Below are 20,113 nucleotides of genomic sequence, written 5' to 3'. Positions count from 1 at the left end.
CAGCGGCGGCCAAACCCCATGCAAAAGGCGACTGCCTGAGCCCTTCCTGTCGAGGAGGGTTCAGGCAGTCGCCTTTTTTGTGCTGGTTCAGGCGTCGATCTCGAGGTTGTCGATCAGGCGTGCGCGGCCCAGTTGTGACGCGGCAAGTACCACCAGCGCGCGGTCGTCCGCCGTGGCGGGCAGCAGGTCGCCGCGATTGGCGATGACGATGTAGTCGGTTTTCCAGCCACGCGCATCCAGGATGCTGCTGGCGTTGGCGCAGAGGGCAGCATAGTTGCGTTCGCCGCCTTCCACGGCGGAACGGATGCCCTCCAGCGTGCGGCGCAACTGCGGCGCTTCGGCGCGTTCGCGTTCGCTCAGGTAGCCGTTGCGCGAGGAGAGCGCCAGTCCGTCCTCGGCGCGTTCGGTGTCGATGCCGACAATCTCGACCGGCATGTTCAGGTCGCGCACCATGCCTTCGATCACCTTGAGCTGCTGGTAATCCTTCTTGCCGAAGATGGCCACGTCGGGCTGCACCAGGTTGAACAGTTTGGTGACCACCGTGGCCACGCCGCGGAAGTGCCCCGGCCGGAATTCGCCGCACAGGCGGCTCTGCAGCTCGGGGGGCTCGACGAAGTACTGCTGCGGCCCGTGCGGGTACAGGTCTTCCACGCCGGGGTGAAACACCGCATCGACGCCGGCGGCGCGCAGCTTGTCGCAGTCGGCATCGAAGGTGCGCGGGTACTTGCTCAGGTCTTCGTTGGGGCCGAACTGGATCGGGTTGACGAAGATCGAGACGATCACCTGGCCGCCTTGGGTCGTGGCCTGTTTGCGCGCTTCATGGCAGAGCGCAATGTGGCCCGAATGCAGGTTGCCCATGGTGGGCACAAAGGCGACATGGCCAGCCTGCTTGCGCCAGGCGCGCAACTCGGCGACTGTGGTCAGGATCTGCATGAAAGACCTCCGTGGGGATCAGATCAGTAGCAATGCTCGGGTGCAGGGAAGGAGCCGGCCTTGACCTGCTGCACGTAGTGTGTCACGGCGTTCTGGATCGTGCCAGCCTCGGCCATGAAGTTCTTGACGAAGCGGGCCTTCTTGCCGGGGTACACATCCAGCATGTCATGCACCACCAGCACCTGGCCGTCGGTGTCGGGGCCGGCGCCGATGCCGATGGTGGGCACGGCAATGCTGCGCGAGACTTCGCCAGCCAGCGCGGCGGGCACCATCTCCATCAGCAGCATGTGCGCGCCGGCTTCGGTCAGGATGCGGGCATCCTGCAGCAGCAGCGCGGCCTGGATGTCGTCGCGACCCTGCACGCGGTAGCCGCCCAGGGTGTTGACGGACTGGGGCGTGAGGCCGATATGCGCGCACACCGGAATGCCGCGCGCCACCAGGAAGGCAATGGTTTCAGCCATGAAGGCGCCGCCTTCGAGCTTGACCATTTCGGCACCGGCCTGCATCAGCGCGACCGAGCTGGCAAAGGCCTGCTCCTTGCTCTGCTGGTAGCTGCCGAAGGGCAGGTCGGCCAGCACCAGCGCATTGCCGGCGCCGCGCGCCACGCAGCGCGTGTGGTAGACCATGTCGTCCAGGGTGACGGGCAGCGTGCTGCCGGCACCCTGCACCACCATGCCGAGCGAATCGCCCACCAGCAGCATGTCCACGCCGCACTGGCTCATCAGGCTGGCGAAGCTGGCGTCGTAGCAGGTCAGCATGGCAATCTTGTTGCCTTCTGCCTTCATCTTCTGCAGGGTGGTGATGGTGTGTTTCATGAAACCTCTCTCCTTGCCGTTATCGCGGATGGCTGCAACAGAGCGCGGATTGTAGTACCGCGGCGCGCCTTGTGTGCAACCGGAGCAGAGGATATCAGAGAGGACGGCGCAAATGGGGGCTGTGCGACAACATGCCGGCCCAGGTGCGCACCAGGGTTTCGGCGCAGTTGCGCAGGTCGAGCCGCTGCGGTTCGGACAGCCACAGCGCGGTGAGGCCGAACAGGCTGGACATGAGGGCGGCCTGGGCCAGATCCGGATCCAGATCGGCCGGCAGCATGCCGTGGTGCTGGCCGGACTGGATGGCGCTGCGCATGTGCTGGCGCCAGATATCGCGATGGCTGGCCAGAACGCGCAGAATGCCTTCGTTGCCCGGGGTGGCCTCGCACTTGAGATGCAGCACCGCGGCGAACTTGCACAAGGCAGGGTCATCGGCCAGACGCCGGTAATAGGCGATGCAGGAGTCGATCAGGATGTTCCAGGCCTGCGGGTTGATGGCGCCGTCCTCGCAGAAGAGCTTGGCGCGGATTTCGGCGAAGTGCAGCTGGCACAGGGCGTCGAACAGGTCTTCCTTGTTGCGGAAGTGCCAGTAGAGCGCGCCGCGCGTGACGCCGGCGGTCCGCGCGATTTCGTCCAGCGAGGCGCGGGCCACGCCGCGCGCATGGAATACTTCCAAGGCGGCGTCAAGCAGGGCCTGACGGGTCTGCAGGGCTTCCTCGCGGGTTCTTTTCACGGTACAGAAAAATGGGGGAACGGCAACAATTGCCGGGGTTGGCAAAGGGGCATTTTAGCATTGAGGCAGTAGAAACATACAAGTGTGTATGTATAATTTGCCGGCGCTATTGTGCAGAAGAAGACGGGGTCAGATGCTGACCCCTTTTGCGTTGTTTTTCTGCGGCCCTGCCGCGGTTTGCACGCACAATGCACATACCACCGGGATTTTGTTGCGGCCTCCGGGAGCAGGAGGGGCAATACCGTCTGCAAGCCGTTCGGCGGCTTTCGCAGCATCTAATTCGATACCGATACGGATCAAGCATGAAGAAGAACCAACCGACATTCATCAACGGTGCGCGCCTGCGCGTGCCCGCCCTGGTGCTGGGCAGCGCGCTGCTGCTGGTGGCCTGTGGAAAAAATGATCCGGCTGCAGCGGGCCCGCAGGGCGCAGGCGCTCCGCCGCCCACCGTGGGCGTGGTGGTGGTGCAGCCGGGTAGTCAGCCGGTGTTGACCGAGCTGCCGGGCCGCCTGGAAGCGTTCCGTATTGCGCAGGTGCGTGCGCGTGCCACCGGGGTGGTACAGCGTCGCCTGTTTACCGAAGGAGGTTGGGTGAACGCGGGGCAACCGCTGTTCCAGATTGACAGTGCGCCCTACCAGGCGGCGCTGCAGAGTGCACGCGCCAGCCTGGCGCGCGCCCAGGCATCGCTGGGTCAGACCAGTGCCCAGGCGCGCCGCTTTGCCCCGCTGGCAGCGGCCAATGCAATCAGCAAGCAGGAATATGACAATGCGCTGGCTGCCGAGAAGGCTTCGCGTGCCGAAGTGCAGGCGGCCCAGGCAGCGGTGCGTACCGCCAATATCAACCTGGGCTACGCGCGTGTGACGGCGCCGATTTCCGGCCGCATCGGCAAGGCGCTGGTGACCGAGGGGGCGATGGTCAGTGCCACCGAGGGCACCCAGCTGGCCGTGATCCAGCAGACCAATCCGATGGTGGTGAATTTCACCCAGTCCGCCAGCGAGCTGCTCAAGCTGCGCACGGCGGCGGGTGCCACCGGCGTGGGGGCCAATCCCGAGGTGAACGTGCTGCTGGAGGATGGCAGCGTGTACGCACACCGCGCGCGCCTGCTGTTCACCGACGTGACGGTGGACCAGGCGACCGGCCAGGTGAACCTGCGCGCCGAGGTGCCCAACCCCGAGGGCCTGCTGCTGCCGGGCCTGTATGTGCGCGTGCAGATCGAGCAGGCGCGCATGGACAACGTGATGCTGCTGCCGCAGCAGGCGGTGACGCGCGGCAACGCCGGCGATACGGTGCTGGTGGTCAAGCCCGATGGCAGCTTTGGTCCGCGCCCGGTGAAGGTCGGCCCGGCACAGGGCAGCCAGTGGATCATCCTGTCCGGCCTGCAGCCGGGTGAGCAGGTGATTGTCGATGGCGTGATGAAGCTGCGCCCGGGCATGCAGAAGGTGAAGGCGGTGCCGTGGCAGGCACCGGGTGCCGCTGCACCGGCCGGCGCGGCCTCGGCGCCTGCGGGCACGGCCTCCGGCGTTGCCAGTGCTGCGGCTTCCGGCCCGGCTGCCGGGGCCAGTGCGGCTCCCGCGCCTGCTGGTGCCGCCTCCGGTGCCAGCGCTCCGCGTTCCTGATAGCGGGGACGACAGACCATGGCCAAGTTCTTTATCGACCGCCCCATTTTTGCGTGGGTGATTGCGCTTTTCATCATCGTGCTGGGCGCACTGTCCATCACGCAGCTGCCGATTGCGCAGTATCCGGCGGTAGCACCGCCGACCATCGTCATCAACACCGTCTATCCGGGGGCGTCGGCCCAGACCATGGACGACAGCGTGCTGTCCGTGATCGAGCGTGAAATGAACGGGACGCCGGGTCTGGCGTATATGGAGTCGGTCTCGCAGGCCGACGGCACGGGCTCGGTGACGCTCAGTTTCGAGCCCGGCACCAATGCCGACCTGGCGCAGGTGGACGTGCAGAACCGCCTGAGCCGGGCGCAGCCGCGCCTGCCCTCGGTGGTGGTGCAGAACGGCGTGCGCGTGGACAAGGCGCGCTCGAACTTCCTGATGTTCGTGATGCTGTCGTCCAACGATCCGAACGCGCATCTGGACGCCATGACGGACTATGCGGCACGCAACGTGCTGCCCGAAATTCAGCGTCTGCCCGGCATTGGCCAGGCGCAGCTGTTCGGTGCCGAACGCGCCATGCGCATCTGGGTGGATCCGGCCAAGCTGCAGGGCTTCAATCTGGGGACGGCCGACGTGGCCAATGCCATCCGCGAGCAGAACGCCCAGGTGTCTGCCGGCGCATTGGGCGACCTGCCCAATATCGAGGGCGTGAGCATGAGTGCCACGGTGGTGGTACCGGGCCAGCTGGCAACGCCGGAGCAGTTCGGCAACATCATCCTGCGTGCCAGTGGAGATGGTGCAGCGGTGCGCCTGAAGGATGTTGCCCGCATCGAACTGGGGTCGCAGCAGTACGCCACCTCGGCGCGCCTGAACGGCAAGGCTGCCGTGGGTATCGGCGTGCAGCTGGCGCCCTCGGGCAACGCGCTGGCATCGGCCAAGGCGGTCAAGCAGCGCATGGCCGAACTGCAGCGCTTCTTTCCCCAGGGCATGAGCTGGACCGTGCCGTATGACAGCTCGGAGTTCATCGAGATTTCCATTACCAAGGTGGTGCATACCCTGCTCGAAGCCGTGGCGCTGGTGTTTCTGGTGATGCTCCTGTTTCTGCAGAATATCCGCTATACGATCATTCCGACGATCGTGGTGCCGGTGGCGCTGCTGGGCACGTTCGGTGCGCTGCTCGCCATGGGTTTCTCGATCAACGTGCTGACCATGTTCGGCATGGTGCTGGTGATCGGTATCGTAGTGGACGATGCCATCGTGGTGGTGGAGAACGTGGAACGCATCATGAGCCACGAGGGCCTGCCGCCATTGCAGGCCACGCGCAAGGCCATGTCGCAGATTTCCGGCGCCATCGTGGGCGTGACGGTGGTGCTGATCGCGGTGTTCGTGCCGCTGGCCTTCTTTGCCGGCTCCATCGGCAACATCTACCGGCAGTTCTCGGCGGTGATGGCCGTGTCGATTGCATTCTCGGCGTTCCTGGCGCTGTCGCTGACGCCTGCGCTGTGCGCGACGCTGCTGAAGCCGGTGGCGGCCGGACACCATGAGGAGAGAAAGGGCTTTTTCGGCTGGTTCAACAAGCGCTTTGCGCGCACCGCCAAGGGCTACGAGGGCTGGGTAGCCAGGCTGCTGCGCCGCAGCGGGCGGATGATGGTGATTTATGCCGTGCTGATTGCGGTGGTGGCGCTGCTGTTCATGCGCCTGCCGACGGGCTTCCTCCCGCAGGAGGATCAGGGCAACCTGATCGTGAACGTGCAGTTGCCGCCGGGTGCCACGCAGGAGCGTACGCGCAACGTGATGCAGGAAGTGGAAGGCTTCATGCTCAAGCAGCCGGAGGTGAAGACCATGGTGAGCGTGCTGGGCTTCAGCTTTGCCGGTCGCGGGCAGAATGCGGCGCTGGCCTTCGTCACGCTCAAGGACTGGTCCGAGCGCAAGGCAGGCGCGGAAGCGATTGCCGGTCGTGCCATGGGCGCACTCAGCCAGATCCGTGATGCCTTCGTGTTTGCGGTGACGCCGCCAGCGATTCCGGAACTGGGTTCGGCTTCCGGCTTTACCTTCCGTCTGCAGGACCGCGCCGACAACGGCCACGCTGCGCTGATGCAGGCGCGCAATCAGCTGCTTGGTATGGCGATGCAGAGCAAGGTGCTGGCGGGCGTGCGTCCGGACGGGCTGGAAGATGCACAGCAGCTGCAGGTGGACATCGACCGCGAACGCGCGCTGGCGCAGGGCGTGAGCGTGGGCGCCATCAACGCAGCCATCGGCACGGCGCTGGGCTCGCAGTATGTGAACGATTTCCCCAACGCCGGCCGCATGCAGCGGGTGGTGGTGCAGGCAGAGGCGGCCGCGCGCATGCAACCCGAGGATATCCTCAAGCTCACGGTGACCAACAGCCGCGGCCAGGCCGTGCCGCTGTCGGCGGTGGCGACCACGCGCTGGATTACCGGCCCGATGCAGTCCATCCGCTATAACGGCTACCCGGCCATGCGGATTGCCGGCAGCGCCGCTCCGGGCTACAGCACGGGCGAGGCCATGGCCGAAATGGAAATGCTGGCCAGCAAGCTGCCGCCGGGCTTCGGTTTCGAGTGGACGGGCCAGTCCCGCGAGGAAAAGATGGCCGGCGCCCAGGCGGTGCTGCTGTACGGCTTTGCCATTCTGGCGGTGTTCCTGTGCCTGGCTGCGCTATACGAGAGCTGGTCGATTCCGTTCTCGGTGATTCTGGTGGTGCCGCTGGGCGTGCTGGGGGTGCTGCTGGGCGTGAGCGCGCGCGGCATGGTCAATGACGTGTACTTCCAGGTGGGTCTGGTGACCATCATCGGCCTGTCGGCGAAGAACGCCATCCTGATCGTGGAGTTTGCCAAGGACTTGCAGGCCCAGGGCAAGAGCCCGATGGAAGCGGCGCTGGCTGCGGCGCACCTGCGTTTCCGCCCGATCGTGATGACCTCGCTGGCTTTCATTCTGGGCGTGTTGCCGCTGGTGCTGGCCACCGGCGCCAGCTCGGCCAGCCAGCGCGAGATTGGCACCGCAGTGATGTCCGGCATGATCGTGGGCACGCTATTGGCCGTATTCTTCGTGCCGACATTCTTCGTGGTGGTACGCTCCATCTTCAAGGGCAGCAAGCGGCAGCAGGAGCGTTTTGCGGCCCATGCGGCCGAGGCAGGTTTTACGGCTGAATCGGTCGACGGCATCCTGGCGGAAGCCGAGGAGGGCATGTCGGCAGAGGAGCGCGCGGCCATGCACCATGGCGCACGCGAGATTGGTCACACTCCCAAGGAGGGCGCATGATGCCCGCAACAATGCTTCATTCCCGCAGCCTGGCGGCTGCGCTGCTGGTTTCCGTGCTGTCTGGCTGTAGTCTCATGCCTGCCTACGAGCGTCCCGAGGCGCCGGTGCCGGCTGGCTGGACGCAGTCCGGCAGCGGCGATGCGCGTCTGCCCGCAGCGGCCGATATCGGCTGGCAGCAGTACTTTGCCGATGCGCGCCTGCGCGAACTGATCGGACTGGCGCTGCAGAACAACCGCGACCTGCGCGTGGCGGCGCTCAACATCGAGGCGGCGCGGGCGCAGTACGGCGTGGCGCGTGCCGACCAGTTGCCGACCGTGGCGGCTGGCGCCGGCATGACGCGTTCGCGCACAGCGGCCGATGCCAGCCCGACTGGGCGTGAAACCCTGGGCAACATCTACAGCGCCAATCTGGCCTCCACCGGTTTCGAGCTGGACTTCTTCGGCCGCGTGAAAAGCCTGAGCACCGCCGCGCTGAACCAGTATCTGGCCACGCAGGAAGCCCGTGATGCGGCGCAGATCAGCCTGATCGCCGAAGTGGCCAAGGCCTATGTGGCGCAGCGCACGGCGGATGAAGCCATGCGGGTGTCCAAGCTGGCGCTGGACTCGCGCGAGAAGACCTACCGCCTGTCCAAGCTGCGCTTCAACGCCGGCGTGATTTCGGCGATCGACCTGCGCCAGAACGAGACGTTGATCGAGTCGGCCCATGCGGACTATGCGGCGCAGACCCGCTTGCGCGAGCAGGCAGGCAATGCGCTGCAGCTGCTGATCGGCCAGCCGTTGCCGGCCAATCTGCCGCCGGCGCTGCCGCTGGGCAAGCAGGTGGCGGTCAATGCCCTGCCGGTAGGCATGAGCTCGGAAGTGCTGCTGCGTCGCCCGGACATCCGCCAGAGCGAATACCAGTTGCAGGCGGCCAACGCCAACATCGGCGCGGCGCGCGCGGCTTTCTTCCCGCGCATCTCGCTGACGGGCAGCTTCGGCAGCACGAGCCGCGAACTGGACAACCTGTTTACCGGCCCCAATCTGGCATGGAGCTTCATGCCGCAGATCAGCCTGCCGATCTTCGATTTCGGCCGTAACCAGTCCAACCTGGATCTGGCCAATGCGCGCAAGAACATTGCGGTGGCGCAGTACGAGAAGAGTATCCAGGGTGCTTTCCGCGAGGTGGCCGATCAGCTGGCGGCACGCCGCACGCTGGCGGACCAGCTCGCTGCACAGGAGCGCGGGTATCAGGCCGAGCGCGAGCGTCTACGTCTGGTGCAGATGCGCTATGACAACGGCATTTCCAGCTCGCTGGATCTGCTGGATGCGCAGCGCCAGAGCTATGCGCTGGAGCAGTCGCTGCTGCTGACACGCCAGGCGGCGATGAACAACCGCATCGACCTGTACAAGGTGCTGGGTGGGGGGCTGGTGGATGTGACGGCGGTGCCGGCTGCCGCTGCGCGCTGAAGAAGCTCAGCGCGGGTAGCCGCGTTGCGCCAGATATGCCCTGGCGATCACGTAGAGCAGCGCAAACAGGGTGATCCAGAACAGGGTCAGCTTCCAGTTCATGTCTGGTGGCTGGCCCTTTTTGCTCTGTCGGTCTGAGCGGAACTGTTTGGGGTGGTAGATTGGGCCGCGGGGATCGGACGTTTCGTCGCTTTCGAGCCAGGCGAGGTAGCGGCGTCGGGTGCGATCCCTGACGTATGTGCGATCATCCAGAGACATGGTTAAATACTACTATTGTAGTATTTATTGACTCCGGCTATTTTTGCCACGGGCTGAATCGCGCACGATGTGGAGCGGGCGATGGGAATCGAACCCACGTCTTGAGCTTGGGAAGCTCAGGTCCTGCCATTGAACGACGCCCGCAGAGAGGGAAATTGTAGCGGGCTTTGCCGTAAGACTGCGAGAAAAGAAAGACTGCTTGTATGAGTTGGCAGGCAGTTGTGCAGAAGATTGGCGGCGACTCCGGTTGCGGAGACGCCGTTCAGGAGAACCGTCTTACTTCAGCACATCCCCCAGGTTCACGTACTTCATCTCCAGGTATTCATCCATGCCATGGTGCGAGCCTTCGCGGCCCAGGCCGGATTGCTTGACGCCGCCGAACGGCACCTGTTCGCTGCCCAGCAGGCCGATGTTGACGCCCACCATGCCGTATTCCAGCGCCTCGCTCACGCGGATGATGCGGCCGATGTCGCGGCTGTAGAAGTAGCTGGCCAGGCCGAATTCGGTGGCGTTGGCAGCGTCGATCGCTTCCTGCTCGGTCTTGAAGCGGAACACCGGCGCCAGCGGGCCAAAGGTTTCCTCGCGCGCCACGCGCATGTCCTGGCTGGCGTTGGCGATGATGGTGGGCTCGAAGAACTGGCCGTGCAGCGGCTTGCCGCCGGTGACGATGTTGCCGCCCTTGGAGACCGCATCGGCGATGTGCTCCTTGACCTTGTCCAGCGCAGCGGGCTCGATCAGCGGGCCCTGCGTCACACCGGGCTCGAAGCCGTTGCCCACTTTCAGGCCCTTCACGCGCTCGGCCAGCTTGGCGACGAAGGCGTCGTAGATGCCGTCCTGCACGTACAGGCGGTTGGCGCACACGCAGGTCTGGCCGGCGTTGCGGTATTTGCTGGCCATGGCGCCGTCCACGGCACTGTCCACGTCGGCGTCGTCGAAGACGATGAAGGGGGCATTGCCGCCCAGCTCCAGCGCCAGCTTCTTGATGGTGGGTGCGCACTGCGCCATCAGGATGCGGCCGACTTCGGTGGAGCCGGTGAAGCTCAGATGGCGCACTACCGGGCTGTCGCACAGCACCTTGCCGACGGCGGCGGCGTGCTCGGTCGGGATCACGTTGATCACGCCATCCGGGATGCCGGCGCGGTGCGCCAGTTCGGCCAGAGCCAGCGCGCACAGCGGGGTGAATTCGGCGGGTTTGACGACCACGGTGCAGCCGGCCGCGATGGCGGGCGCGACCTTGCGCGTGATCATGGCGACCGGGAAGTTCCAGGGCGTGATGGCGGCGCAGACGCCGATCGGCTGGCGCAGCACGATGGCGCGACGGTCGGGCGCGAAGCTGGGCACGGTTTCGCCGTAGGTGCGCTTGGCTTCTTCGGCATACCACTCAACGAAGCTGGCGCCGTACACCACTTCGCCGGTGGCTTCGGCCAGCGGTTTGCCTTGTTCGGCGGTCATCAGGCGGGCCAGGTCATCCTGGTGCGCGAGGATCAGTTCGAACCACTTGCGCAGCAACTGGCTGCGCTGCTTGTGCGTCATGGCGCGCCAGGCGGGCAGGGCGGCCTCGGCGGCGTCGATGGCCTGCTGGGTCTGGGCCGCGGTGAGGTTGGCAACCTGGGCCAGTTCCAGGCCGGTGGCGGGATCGGTGACGGCAAAGGTGCCTTCGCCCTCCACCCAGGCGCCGTTGATGTAGCCGGCGTTCTTGAGCAGGGTGGGGTCCTTGAGCTGGAGCAGGGGGGAGTTGTTGGTGGTCATGGTTGTCTCGATGCTGGGTTCTTGAAACAGGGGTTATTGTCTTGGGGCAGTATAGAAAATCGGAAAGCCAGTGGGCTGGATGAGGGAAAAGCGGTTCGGAGATCGGCAGTCGCCGGACTGACGGTGGCGAGAGTCCTGCCGTAGCTCGGAAGCTCAGTAGGCTCTGTAGTCATCAGCTGCCGATACCGCGCGCCTCCCATCCCGATATGCGTCGCCGTCATGCCGGCGCTGCTACTTCCGTCGCTTCGGCCTGCAGCCAGTCGCGCAACACCTCCTCCGTGTGCTGCCCCACCAGCGGCGGTGGGCGGCGGTACTGCACCGGCGTGGCGCTCAGACGCACCGGGCTGGCCACGGTCGATACCGTGCCGAGCGGATGCGGCAGGTCGACGCGGATGCCGCGTGCCTGCACCTGCGGATCGGCAAACACCTGGTCCAGCCGGTTGACCGGGCCACAGGGCACATCGGCCTGTTCCAGCGCGCTGACCCATTCGGCGGTGGTGCGCATCACGGTGGTCTGGCGCAGCAGCGGAATCAGTTCGGCGCGGTGCCTGACGCGTTGCGGGTTGGTGGCAAAGCGCTCGTCCTGCGCCCATTCCGGGTGGCCGGCCACCAGGCAGAAGCGGGCGAACTGGCCATCGTTGCCGACGGCGAGAATCATGTCGCTGTCGGCCGTGGGAAAGGTCTGGTAGGGCACGATGCTGGGATGGGCATTGCCCATGCGGCGCGGCACCACGCCACCGACCAGATAGTTGGAGGCCTGATTCGCAAGCGTTGCGACCTGTACGTCGAGCAGGGCGGTGTCGATATGCTGGCCCAGGCCGGAGCGGTTGCGCTCCTGCAGCGCGGCCAGAATGCCGATGGTGGCGTACAGGCCGGTCAGGATGTCAGTGAGCGCCACGCCCACTTTCTGCGGGCCGGCGCCGGCCTCGTCATCGGGCACGCCGGTGATACTCATCAGCCCGCCCATGGCCTGGATCAGGAAGTCGTAGCCGGGGCGCGCAGCGTAGGGGCCGCTTTGGCCAAAGCCGGTGATGGAGCAGTAGATCAGGCGCGGGTTGATGGCATTTAGGCTGGCGTAGTCCAAGCCGTATTGCTGCAGGCCGCCGGTCTTGAAGTTTTCCAGCACGATGTCGGCCTTGGCGGCCAGATCGCGCAGCGTCTGCTGGCCTTCGGGGCTGGCCATGTCCACGGTGATGGAGCGCTTGTTGCGGTTGGTGCAGAGGAAGTAGGCCGATTCGCGCGTGGGCTGGCCGTCGGCGTCCTTCAGCCAGGGCGGGCCCCAGGCGCGGGTGTCGTCGCCGCTGCCGGGACGCTCGACCTTGACCACATCGGCGCCCAGATCGCCCAGGATCTGGCTGGCCCAGGGGCCGGCCAGCACGCGGGACAGGTCGAGCACGCGGATGCCGGTCAGAGGTTGCGGGCGCGGGGGTGTACTTGTCATGGGCAGATGTTCCGGATGAAAAGCCCCGCCGCCACCAGCACGCGGGCCGGCAGGGCGGGGGGAGGAGACAAGAGTTGCTTAGAAGGCGGCAATGCCGGTCTGGGCGCGGCCGAGGATCAGCGCATGGATGTCATGCGTGCCCTCGTAGGTATTCACCACTTCCAGGTTCACCAGATGGCGCGCAATGCCGAATTCGTCGCTGATGCCGTTGCCGCCCAGCATGTCGCGTGCCATGCGCGCAATCTCCAGCGCCTTGCCGCAGTTGTTGCGCTTGAAGATGCTGGTGATTTCCACCGCGGCCGTGCCTTCGTCCTTCATCCGGCCCAGGCGCAGCACGCCCTGCAGGCCCAGCGTGATCTCGGTCTGCATGTCGGCCAGCTTCTTCTGGATCAGCTGGTTGGCCGCCAGCGGTTTGCCGAACTGCTTGCGGTCCATGGTGTACTGGCGCGCCGTGTGCCAGCAGGCTTCGGCCGCGCCCAGCGCGCCCCAGGCGATGCCGTAGCGCGCGCTGTTCAGGCAGGTGAACGGGCCTTTCAGTCCACGCACCTCGGGGAAGGCGTTCTCTTCCGGCACGAATACCTCGTCCATCACGATCTCGCCGGTGATGCTGGCGCGCAGACCGACCTTGCCGTGGATGGCCGGAGCGCTCAGGCCTTTCCAGCCTTTCTCCAGCACAAAGCCGCGGATCGCGCCTTCATCGTCCTTGGCCCAGACCACGAACACATCAGCCACCGGCGAGTTGGTGATCCACATCTTGGAGCCGGTGAGGCTGTAGCCGCCGTCCACCTTCTTGGCGCGGGTGACCATGCTGCCGGGGTCGGAGCCGTGGTTGGGTTCGGTCAGGCCGAAGCAGCCAATCCATTCGCCGGTGGCCAGCTTGGGCAGGTACTTCTGCTTCGTGGCCTCGTTGCCGAACTCGTAGATGGGCACCATCACCAGCGAGGACTGCACGCTGGCCATGGAGCGGTAGCCGGAGTCGACGCGCTCGATTTCCCGGGCGATCAGGCCGTAGCAGACGTAGTTCAGGCCGGGGCCGCCGTATTGCTCGGGGATGGTGGGGCCGAGCAGGCCGAGTTCGCCCATCTCGCGGAAGATGGTCAGGTCGGTCTGCTCGTTGCGGAAGGCGTTGAGCACGCGCGGGGCGAGCTTGTCCTGGCAGTAGGCGGCAGCGGCGTCGCGCACCATGCGCTCGTCGTCGCTCAGTTGCTGGTCGAGCAGCAGCGGGTCATCCCATTGAAAGGCGGTGCGGGTGGTTCTCTGGAGCATTTTCTTGAACTTCCTTCTGGATACAAAAACAGGAGATGTCAGGTGGCGCTGGCTTCAGGCTGCAGGCCCACCAGGGGAGCGGTGTTCTGTTGCGATTGTCCACCGATGTTGAATTTCTGTGCGATCAGGCCCATGGCGATAATCACTGCGGCCAGCACGGAGGTGTAGATCACTTCGGTACGGTAGGTGCCCTCGAACACCATCACCACCAGCGAAGCGGCGATGGCGAAGATCACGGCGTAGGTCAGCCAGGGGAACAGCCACATCCTGAATGCAATGGGTTTGCCCGAAGCTTGCAGTTTCTGGCGCATCTTGAGCTGGGAGATGGCGATGCACAGGTACACGTACATGGCGACAGTGCCGGTGGCAGACATCAGCACGTCGTAAATGTCCATTTTCTCGGTCGCGGTCAGGTAGATGGCAACGAAGGAGAAGATGCTGGAGATCAGCACGCCGACCCAGGGGCTGCCGCTGTTCTTGCCGGTGATCTGCATGATGCGGTGCGCATCGCCACGGCGCGACAGGGAATACAGCATGCGCGAGCAGGTGTACAGGGCGGAGTTGAAGCAGCTGCACACGGAGGTCAGCACCACGAAGTTGACGATGTGGCGCGCTTCGGGAATGCCCAGGCGCGTCAGCGTGACGGTATAGGTTCCGTAGGTGGCGTCCTTGAGCAGCGGGTCGTTGTAGGGCACCAGGCAGACAGCGATGAAGATGGAGCCGACGTAGAACAGGATGATGCGCCACACCACGGATTTGGTGGTCTTGACGATTTCCTTGCTGGGGTTGTCGGATTCGGCGGCGGCCACGGTGACGATTTCCGCGCCGATGAAGGCGAACATCACCCCGAGCATGGCGGTGACCACGGCGCCGAAGCCGTTGGGCATGAAGCCTTCCTTGGTGAGATGGGTGAAGCCGACGGCATCCGGCTGGCCCCAGGGCCACAGGTGCGTCAGCGCGAGCAGGCCGATGATCAGGAACACCACGATGGCCGTGACCTTGACCAGCGCGAACCAGAATTCGAACTCGCCGTAGTTCTTCACCTTCATCAGGTTGACCAGGATGAGCGAGACGGTGACGATCAGCATATAGCCCCAGATCGGAATCATGGGGAACCAGCTGTGCAGGATCTTGCCGGCGACGTAGGCTTCCCAGCCCATCAGCAGCGCCCAGAAGTACCAGTACAGCCAGCCGATGGTGAAGCCGGCCCAGCGCCCGATGGCGCGGTCTGCGTAGGTGGAGAATGAGCCCGTGTCGGGCTGGGCCACGGCCATTTCGCCGAGCATGCGCATGACCAGCACCACGACGATGCCGCCTGCGATATAGGCCAGGATGGCCGCGGGGCCGGCGTTGGCGATCACCTTGCCGGAGCCGATGAACAGCGCAGCGCCGATCACGCCGGCGATCGAAATCATGGTGAGGTGCCGCGAGCGCAATCCGTTTTTCAGCGTGGTGCCGCTCTGGACACCGCAGGCTTGTGTTGTCATGATGTCTCCTCGTTTATTTTCTCGTACCGGGGGAGCCGAGGGGCTCCGGATAAACATCGGGGTGCGCCGGCCCGGCGGCGGGAGGGCAGGACTGCTGCATGCCTTGTTCCCGCGCCAAGGGTGTGTGCCCGGCGCCCCCGACAAAAACGGATCAGGCCTGCTTGGCCGCTTCCACGCTGGCGGCAAGAATCTCCAGGCCCTCGTCCAGCAGCGCATTGCTGGCCGTCAGCGGCACCAGGATGCGCAGCACGTTGCCGTAGGTGCCGCAGGTCAGCAGGATCAGACCGCGGCGTGCGGCTTCGGCAGAGATCGCCTTGGCCAGCTCGGGCGCGGGCTGCTGCATGTCGCCGTTCTTGCACAGCTCCACGGCCACCATGGCGCCCAGGCCGCGGATGTCGGCCAGCTCGGGATGCTTCTCGGCTATGCCTTCGAGCTTGGCCACCATGTGCTGGCCCACGTCACGCGAGCGCTGCAGCAGGTTTTCCTCTTCGAAGGTGTCCATTACCGCCAGCGCGGCCACGCAGCCGATCGGGTTGCCGGCATAGGTGCCGCCCAGACCGCCCGGTGCCGGTGCGTCCATGATCTCGGCGCGGCCGGTGACGGCGGAAATCGGGAAACCACCGGCCATCGACTTGGCCAGGGTGATCATGTCCGGTACCACGCCGCTCTGCTCGATGGCGTACCAGGTGCCGGTGCGGCCGGCGCCGGTCTGTACCTCGTCCACGATCATCACGATGCCGTGCTGGTCGCACACGGCGCGGATGTGCTCGAGCAGCGCGCGCGGCGCCGGGTTGAAGCCGCCTTCGCCCTGCACCGGCTCGATGATGATGGCCGCCACGCGGCTCGGCTCGATGTCATTCTTGAAGATCTGTTCGATGGATTCGATGGAATCCTCGATCGTCACGCCGCGCTTGGGGTTGGGGAAGCGGGCATGGAAGATCTCGCCGGGGAAGGGGCCGAAACCGGCCTTGTAGGGCACGACCTTGCCGGTCAGCGCCATGGTCAGCGAGGTGCGGCCGTGGTAGGCGCCGCTGAAAGCGATCACGCCGCCGCGGCCGGTGTGGCAGCGCGCAATTTTTACGGCGTTTTCCACGGCTTCGGCGCCGGTGGACAGGAACACCGTCTTCTTGGCGAAATTGCCCGGCGCCTTGTCGTTCAGGCGCTCGGCCAGTTCCACATAGCTTTCGTAAGCCAGTACCTGGAAGCAGGTGTGCGTGAAGCGCGTCATCTGCTGCTGCACGGCTTCCATGATCTGCGGGTGGCGATGGCCGGTGTTGAGCACGGCGATGCCGCCGGCAAAGTCGATGTAGCGCTTGCCTTCCACGTCCCAGATCTCGGCGTTGTCGCCACGGTCGATGAAGATCTGGTGCGTGTGGCCCACGCCGCGCGGAATGGCCGCTTCGCGGCGCGCGTACAGGCTGGCGTTGGTGGTCTTGGTGGTGTCGAGCATGGCTTCCTTCTCCGGTGAATAACATTGGCGAACAGTGGGATGCCACTCTATAGACCGGGCCGAAGGGCTAACATATACAGCTTGTGCCTGCGGCGACTGGTACTGTGCAGGGGGTGTGTGCTGTACAAACAAACCCGATCGGTACTAACCCCTAGTTTTGAGGTGTTGGTGGTTCCCGCCCACCGGGACTGTGATTGCCATGTTCGTACTCGACTCTTCCTCTTCCGTGTCTCTCGTCCAGCAGATCGTGGACGGCTTCAGCCGTCTGGTCGAGGAAGGTTCGCTGCGTCCGGGTTCCAAGCTCCCTTCCATCCGGCAGTTTGCGCACGCGCATGGCGTGAGCGTGTACACGGTGGTGGACGCTTACGACCGGCTGGTGGCGCAGGGCTATTTCGTGTCGCGCCCGCACCTGGGATTTTTCGTGCGCCGGCGTCGGCAGGACGAGGGCTTGGTGCCCGCAGCCGGTGGCAGCTACGATTTCGACTCCATGTACTACATGCGGCGCATCTTCGAGCACCGCGGGCTCAGCCGCAAACCCGGCTGCGGCTGGTTGCCGGAAGACTGGCTGTTCGGCGATGGGGTGCGCCGTGCGCTGCGCACACTGGCTTCGGGCGAGATCAGCATCAGCGGCTATGGCGAGCCCAAGGGCTTTGCGCCGCTGCGCCAGCTGGTGCGTGACCTGCTGGCTGAGCATGAAGTGGCGGTGACCACCGAACAGATCCTGCTTACACAAGGTTCCAGCCATGCACTCGACCTGATCGCGCGCCGCCTGGTGCATGCAGGCGATCCGGTGCTGATCGACGACCCGAGCTATGCCAACCTGTGCTTTGGCCTGCGCCTGCTCGGCGGTGAGCTGCTGGGCGTGCCACGTACCGAGGAGGGCTACGATCTGGCGCTGCTCGAACGCCTGCTGGAAGAACGCAGGCCCAAGGTGTTTTTCACCCAGCCGCGCCTGCATTGCCCGACCGGAGCATCCGCCACGCTCGCACATATGTACCGCGTGCTGCAACTGGCGGAAAAATACGATGTCACGCTGGTGGACAACGACATTTACAGTGATCTCGACCCGCGCCCGCATCCTTCGTTTGCCAGCCTGGACCAACTCAACCGCGTGGTCTACATCAGCAGTTTTTCCAAGACCATTTCCCCCAACCTGCGCGTGGGCTATATGGCGTGCAACCCCGAACTGATCGAGGATCTGGCGCAACTCAAGATGATTTCGGGGCTCACCTCGGCCGAATTGTCGGAGCGCATCGTTTACGGCGCGCTGATCGACGGCCGCTGGCGCAAGCATGCCAAGACGCTGCGCGACCGCCTCACCGCAGCCCATGAGAAGGTGGCGGCGCGCTTTCTGGAGCTGGGCTTCGAACTGTTCACCGAGCCCAAGGCCGGCATGTTCCTGTGGGTGCGTCATCCTCGCATTGCCGATGCCAATGAACTGGCCTTGCGCGCCACGGAGCACGATATCCTGCTTGGCCCGGGGCATCTGTTTTCGCCAGGGCTGGAGCCGAGCCCATGGCTGCGCTTCAATGTGGCGTTTTGCGAGGATGAGGCGGTGTTCGATTTCCTGCAGCAGGAGATCGGGCGGGCCGACCCAGAGGGGGACGCAGCGGCGTAGCACGCCCACCAGGACCGGCAGCCAGCGCGTGAGACAAGACAACGTGAACGCTGATCATTTGACCTGTTGTACCGGTGTGAACACGTCGTCGCCGTGGCCCGTTACTCGGGCATTTGCGTAAAGAGCATCGCCGTCACTGCCGGTTCGGACGCAAACCAGGCATGGAAGTAACTCGCCATGATGCTGCCATGGCGGTAGAGCGCATCCACCTGCTCTCCAGTGGAGGGACGCTGGGTGTGCGCGATCGGCACCAGCGGCGTGTTCTCGCGCGAATGGTGGAAGGTGTGGCCGCGCAGTGTGCCCATGCCCCAATCCAGCTGCTGGCTGCCCAGGGCGGCCAGACGCGGCTGCATGGTTACTTTTCCCGGTAGCAAGCCCCACATGGGCTGCGTGCTGCCGTCCTTTTGCGTCAGGGTTTCAAACAGCAGCATCATGCCGCCGCACTCGGCCCAGACCGGCTTGCCCGCCCGGACGTGCGCTGCCACGCTATCGCGGCTGATAGTGGCTTGCGCCAGGGTTTCGGCATGCAGTTCGGGATAGCCGCCGGGAAGCCACAGGGCATCGCATTCCGGAAGCGACTCGTTGGCCAGCGGCGAAAAGGACACCACTGTGGCGCCCATGGCGTGCAAGGTATCGAGATTGGCCGCGTAGATAAAGCACAGCGCGGCATCGCGCGCGATGGCGATGGTTTTGCCTTCCAGTAAACGGGGCAGCGGCTGCAGCGCAGGAGGCGCGAAGTCGACGCGCCAGTCCTGCCAACTGGAAATGGGGTGGGAGCTGGCTGAAAGCTGCGCTGGGGCTTCTTCTGCCGGGTCCGCTTTCAGAGCCGCTGAAACAGTTAGACCAGAAGGAGGCCGATCGAAAGCAGGCGCATCAGAAGAAGTTGCCGTCTTGGTCTCCAACGATGGAGCGTCCGATGTGCCCATCATCGCTTGTTGCGGCGCCCACGCCAGCGCTCCCAGCTCGGTCCGGGCCAGCGCATCCGCCACCGCATCCAGTCGCACCGTGGCGTCTTCCACCTCCTGCGCCACCACCAGCCCCAGATGCCGCTCCGGCAGACTGAACCCCGCATCGCGCGGCAGGTGGCCCCAGAAGTGATCGTCCACCATGCTGTCGCGCAGCATGCCCGCATGGCGCTCGCTGCCCACATGGTTGGCCAGCACGCCAGCCCAGGGCAGCGGCTTGCCGGACGGATGCGGATAGCGACGCAGCCCATACGCTACGGCACCAAAGGTATCCGCCATGGCCGCCGCGCTCAGGATGCACAGCACCGGAATATCCAGCAGCCGCGCAATATCGGCCGCGCTCGGCTTGCCGTCGTGTAGCCCCATCACGCCTTCGATCAGGATCAGGTCCGATTCCTGCGCGGCCCGATGCAGGCGCTCGCGGATGTCCTGCTCGCCGTTGATCCACAGATCGAGCTGGTACACCGGCCGACCGCTGGCCAGTTCATGCCAGTACGGATCCAGAAAATCCGGCCCGCACTTGAACACCTGCACGCGCCTTCCGGCGCGCGCATGCAGGCGCGCCAGCCCGGCGGTGAGTGTGGTCTTGCCCTGGCGCGAAGCGGGGGCGGCGATCAGCAGGGCAACGCAGGCGGTCATGGTGCGTCGTCATCGCCGTGCACGTCGGGCCCTTGGTGGAACACCAGGTCTTCCACCACGCGCCCGTGGACGAGATGTTCGTCGATGATGCGATCCATATTGGCGGAAGTCACGTTGTAGTACCACACGCCATCGGGCTGCACGCAGACGATGGGGCCGCCCTTGCAGGCGGCAAAGCAGCTCACGCGGCTGCGCTTGACGCGCAGGGCTCCGTCTTGCAGGCCGGCGGCCTTGAAGCGCTCGCCCAGACTGTCGTACAGTGCCTGCGACTGTCCATCCTGCGTGCAGCGCGGGCCCACGCACAGCAGCAGGTGGCGGCGGTAGTGGCTGATTTTCGGCTTGGTCACGCCCGTGTTGACGGCATCCGAGGAAGTTGCCGCGCTACTGGCCGCGCCGTCGTGCATGGCCGTGTCGGCTGGCGCGCCGTTCTT

14 protein-coding genes and 1 tRNA gene are annotated in these 20,113 nt (G+C 65.1%); 4 read left to right on the top strand and 11 right to left on the bottom strand.

From position 1 onward, the window contains the following. Nucleotides 1-87: 87 nt before the first annotated feature. From panC to KKQ75_RS07945, 3 genes are all read right to left on the bottom strand, one after another. Nucleotides 88-933 (bottom strand): pantoate--beta-alanine ligase, encoded by an 846-nt coding sequence (gene panC / locus KKQ75_RS07955; protein ID WP_213361392.1) that lies wholly within the window; start codon nt 931-933, stop codon nt 88-90. 23 nt (nt 934-956) lie between these two features. Next, nucleotides 957-1,748 (bottom strand): 3-methyl-2-oxobutanoate hydroxymethyltransferase, encoded by a 792-nt coding sequence (gene panB, locus KKQ75_RS07950; RefSeq protein ID WP_213361391.1) that lies wholly within the window; start codon nt 1,746-1,748, stop codon nt 957-959. A gap of 94 nt (nt 1,749-1,842) precedes the next feature. After that, nucleotides 1,843-2,478 carry a TetR family transcriptional regulator gene (locus KKQ75_RS07945; RefSeq protein WP_213361390.1) on the bottom strand — a complete coding sequence of 212 codons (636 nt, stop codon included), beginning with the start codon at nt 2,476-2,478 and terminating at the stop codon, nt 1,843-1,845. Between the two features lie 302 nt (nt 2,479-2,780). Between KKQ75_RS07945 and KKQ75_RS07940 the strand changes: the two genes are divergently transcribed. From KKQ75_RS07940 to KKQ75_RS07930, 3 genes are read left to right on the top strand one after another with little or no spacing between them, the layout of a single operon-like run. Continuing rightward, nucleotides 2,781-4,094 carry an efflux RND transporter periplasmic adaptor subunit gene (locus KKQ75_RS07940; protein ID WP_213361389.1) on the top strand — a complete coding sequence of 438 codons (1,314 nt, stop codon included), beginning with the start codon at nt 2,781-2,783 and terminating at the stop codon, nt 4,092-4,094. Between the two features lie 18 nt (nt 4,095-4,112). Continuing rightward, nucleotides 4,113-7,364, top strand: a complete 3,252-nt coding sequence (locus tag KKQ75_RS07935) for an efflux RND transporter permease subunit (RefSeq protein ID WP_213361388.1) — start codon at nt 4,113-4,115, stop codon at nt 7,362-7,364. Beyond that, nucleotides 7,361-8,809 carry an efflux transporter outer membrane subunit gene (locus tag KKQ75_RS07930; protein ID WP_250131036.1) on the top strand — a complete coding sequence of 483 codons (1,449 nt, stop codon included), beginning with the start codon at nt 7,361-7,363 and terminating at the stop codon, nt 8,807-8,809. Before KKQ75_RS07935 ends, KKQ75_RS07930 begins: the two co-directional genes overlap by 4 nt. A 328-nt stretch (nt 8,810-9,137) precedes the next feature. Here the strand turns inward: KKQ75_RS07930 and KKQ75_RS07925 are convergent. From KKQ75_RS07925 to gabT, 6 genes are all read right to left on the bottom strand, one after another. Next, nucleotides 9,138-9,211 (bottom strand) — tRNA-Gly (locus KKQ75_RS07925). 132 nt (nt 9,212-9,343) lie between these two features. Then, the gene (locus tag KKQ75_RS07920; protein ID WP_213361387.1) at nt 9,344-10,816 is read right to left on the bottom strand and encodes an NAD-dependent succinate-semialdehyde dehydrogenase; all 1,473 of its coding nucleotides are present in this window, start codon (nt 10,814-10,816) and stop codon (nt 9,344-9,346) included. 217 nt (nt 10,817-11,033) lie between these two features. Further along, entirely contained in the window at nt 11,034-12,257 is a 1,224-nt protein-coding gene (locus KKQ75_RS07915; RefSeq protein ID WP_213361386.1) for a CaiB/BaiF CoA transferase family protein, read from the bottom strand. A gap of 78 nt (nt 12,258-12,335) precedes the next feature. Beyond that, on the bottom strand, nt 12,336-13,523 hold the full coding sequence (locus tag KKQ75_RS07910; protein ID WP_213361385.1) for an acyl-CoA dehydrogenase: 1,188 nt from the start codon (nt 13,521-13,523) through the stop codon (nt 12,336-12,338). Nucleotides 13,524-13,561: 38 nt separating this feature from the next. After that, nucleotides 13,562-15,010, bottom strand: a complete 1,449-nt coding sequence (locus KKQ75_RS07905) for an amino acid permease (RefSeq protein WP_213361384.1) — start codon at nt 15,008-15,010, stop codon at nt 13,562-13,564. A gap of 151 nt (nt 15,011-15,161) precedes the next feature. Beyond that, a complete protein-coding gene (gabT, locus tag KKQ75_RS07900) occupies nt 15,162-16,460 on the bottom strand; it encodes a 4-aminobutyrate--2-oxoglutarate transaminase (RefSeq protein WP_213361383.1) in 1,299 nt (432 codons plus the stop codon). A 199-nt stretch (nt 16,461-16,659) separates the two neighbouring features. Between gabT and KKQ75_RS07895 the strand changes: the two genes are divergently transcribed. Continuing rightward, the gene (locus KKQ75_RS07895; protein ID WP_213361382.1) at nt 16,660-18,078 is read left to right on the top strand and encodes a PLP-dependent aminotransferase family protein; all 1,419 of its coding nucleotides are present in this window, start codon (nt 16,660-16,662) and stop codon (nt 18,076-18,078) included. Nucleotides 18,079-18,179: 101 nt separating this feature from the next. Here KKQ75_RS07895 and KKQ75_RS07890 read toward each other — a convergent pair whose 3' ends face one another. Further along, nucleotides 18,180-19,682 (bottom strand): cobyrinate a,c-diamide synthase, encoded by a 1,503-nt coding sequence (locus KKQ75_RS07890; RefSeq protein WP_213361381.1) that lies wholly within the window; start codon nt 19,680-19,682, stop codon nt 18,180-18,182. Further along, entirely contained in the window at nt 19,679-20,086 is a 408-nt protein-coding gene (locus KKQ75_RS07885) for a (2Fe-2S) ferredoxin domain-containing protein (RefSeq protein WP_213362718.1), read from the bottom strand. Before KKQ75_RS07885 ends, KKQ75_RS07890 begins: the two co-directional genes overlap by 4 nt. Nucleotides 20,087-20,113 lie beyond the last annotated feature (27 nt).

Source organism: Brachymonas denitrificans (assembly GCF_907163135.1).
GTDB classification, from domain to species: Bacteria; Pseudomonadota; Gammaproteobacteria; order Burkholderiales; family Burkholderiaceae_C; genus Brachymonas; species Brachymonas denitrificans_A.
The sequence above is the reverse complement of the archived record's forward strand: the minus strand, read 5'-3'. Positions and strand labels throughout refer to the sequence as shown.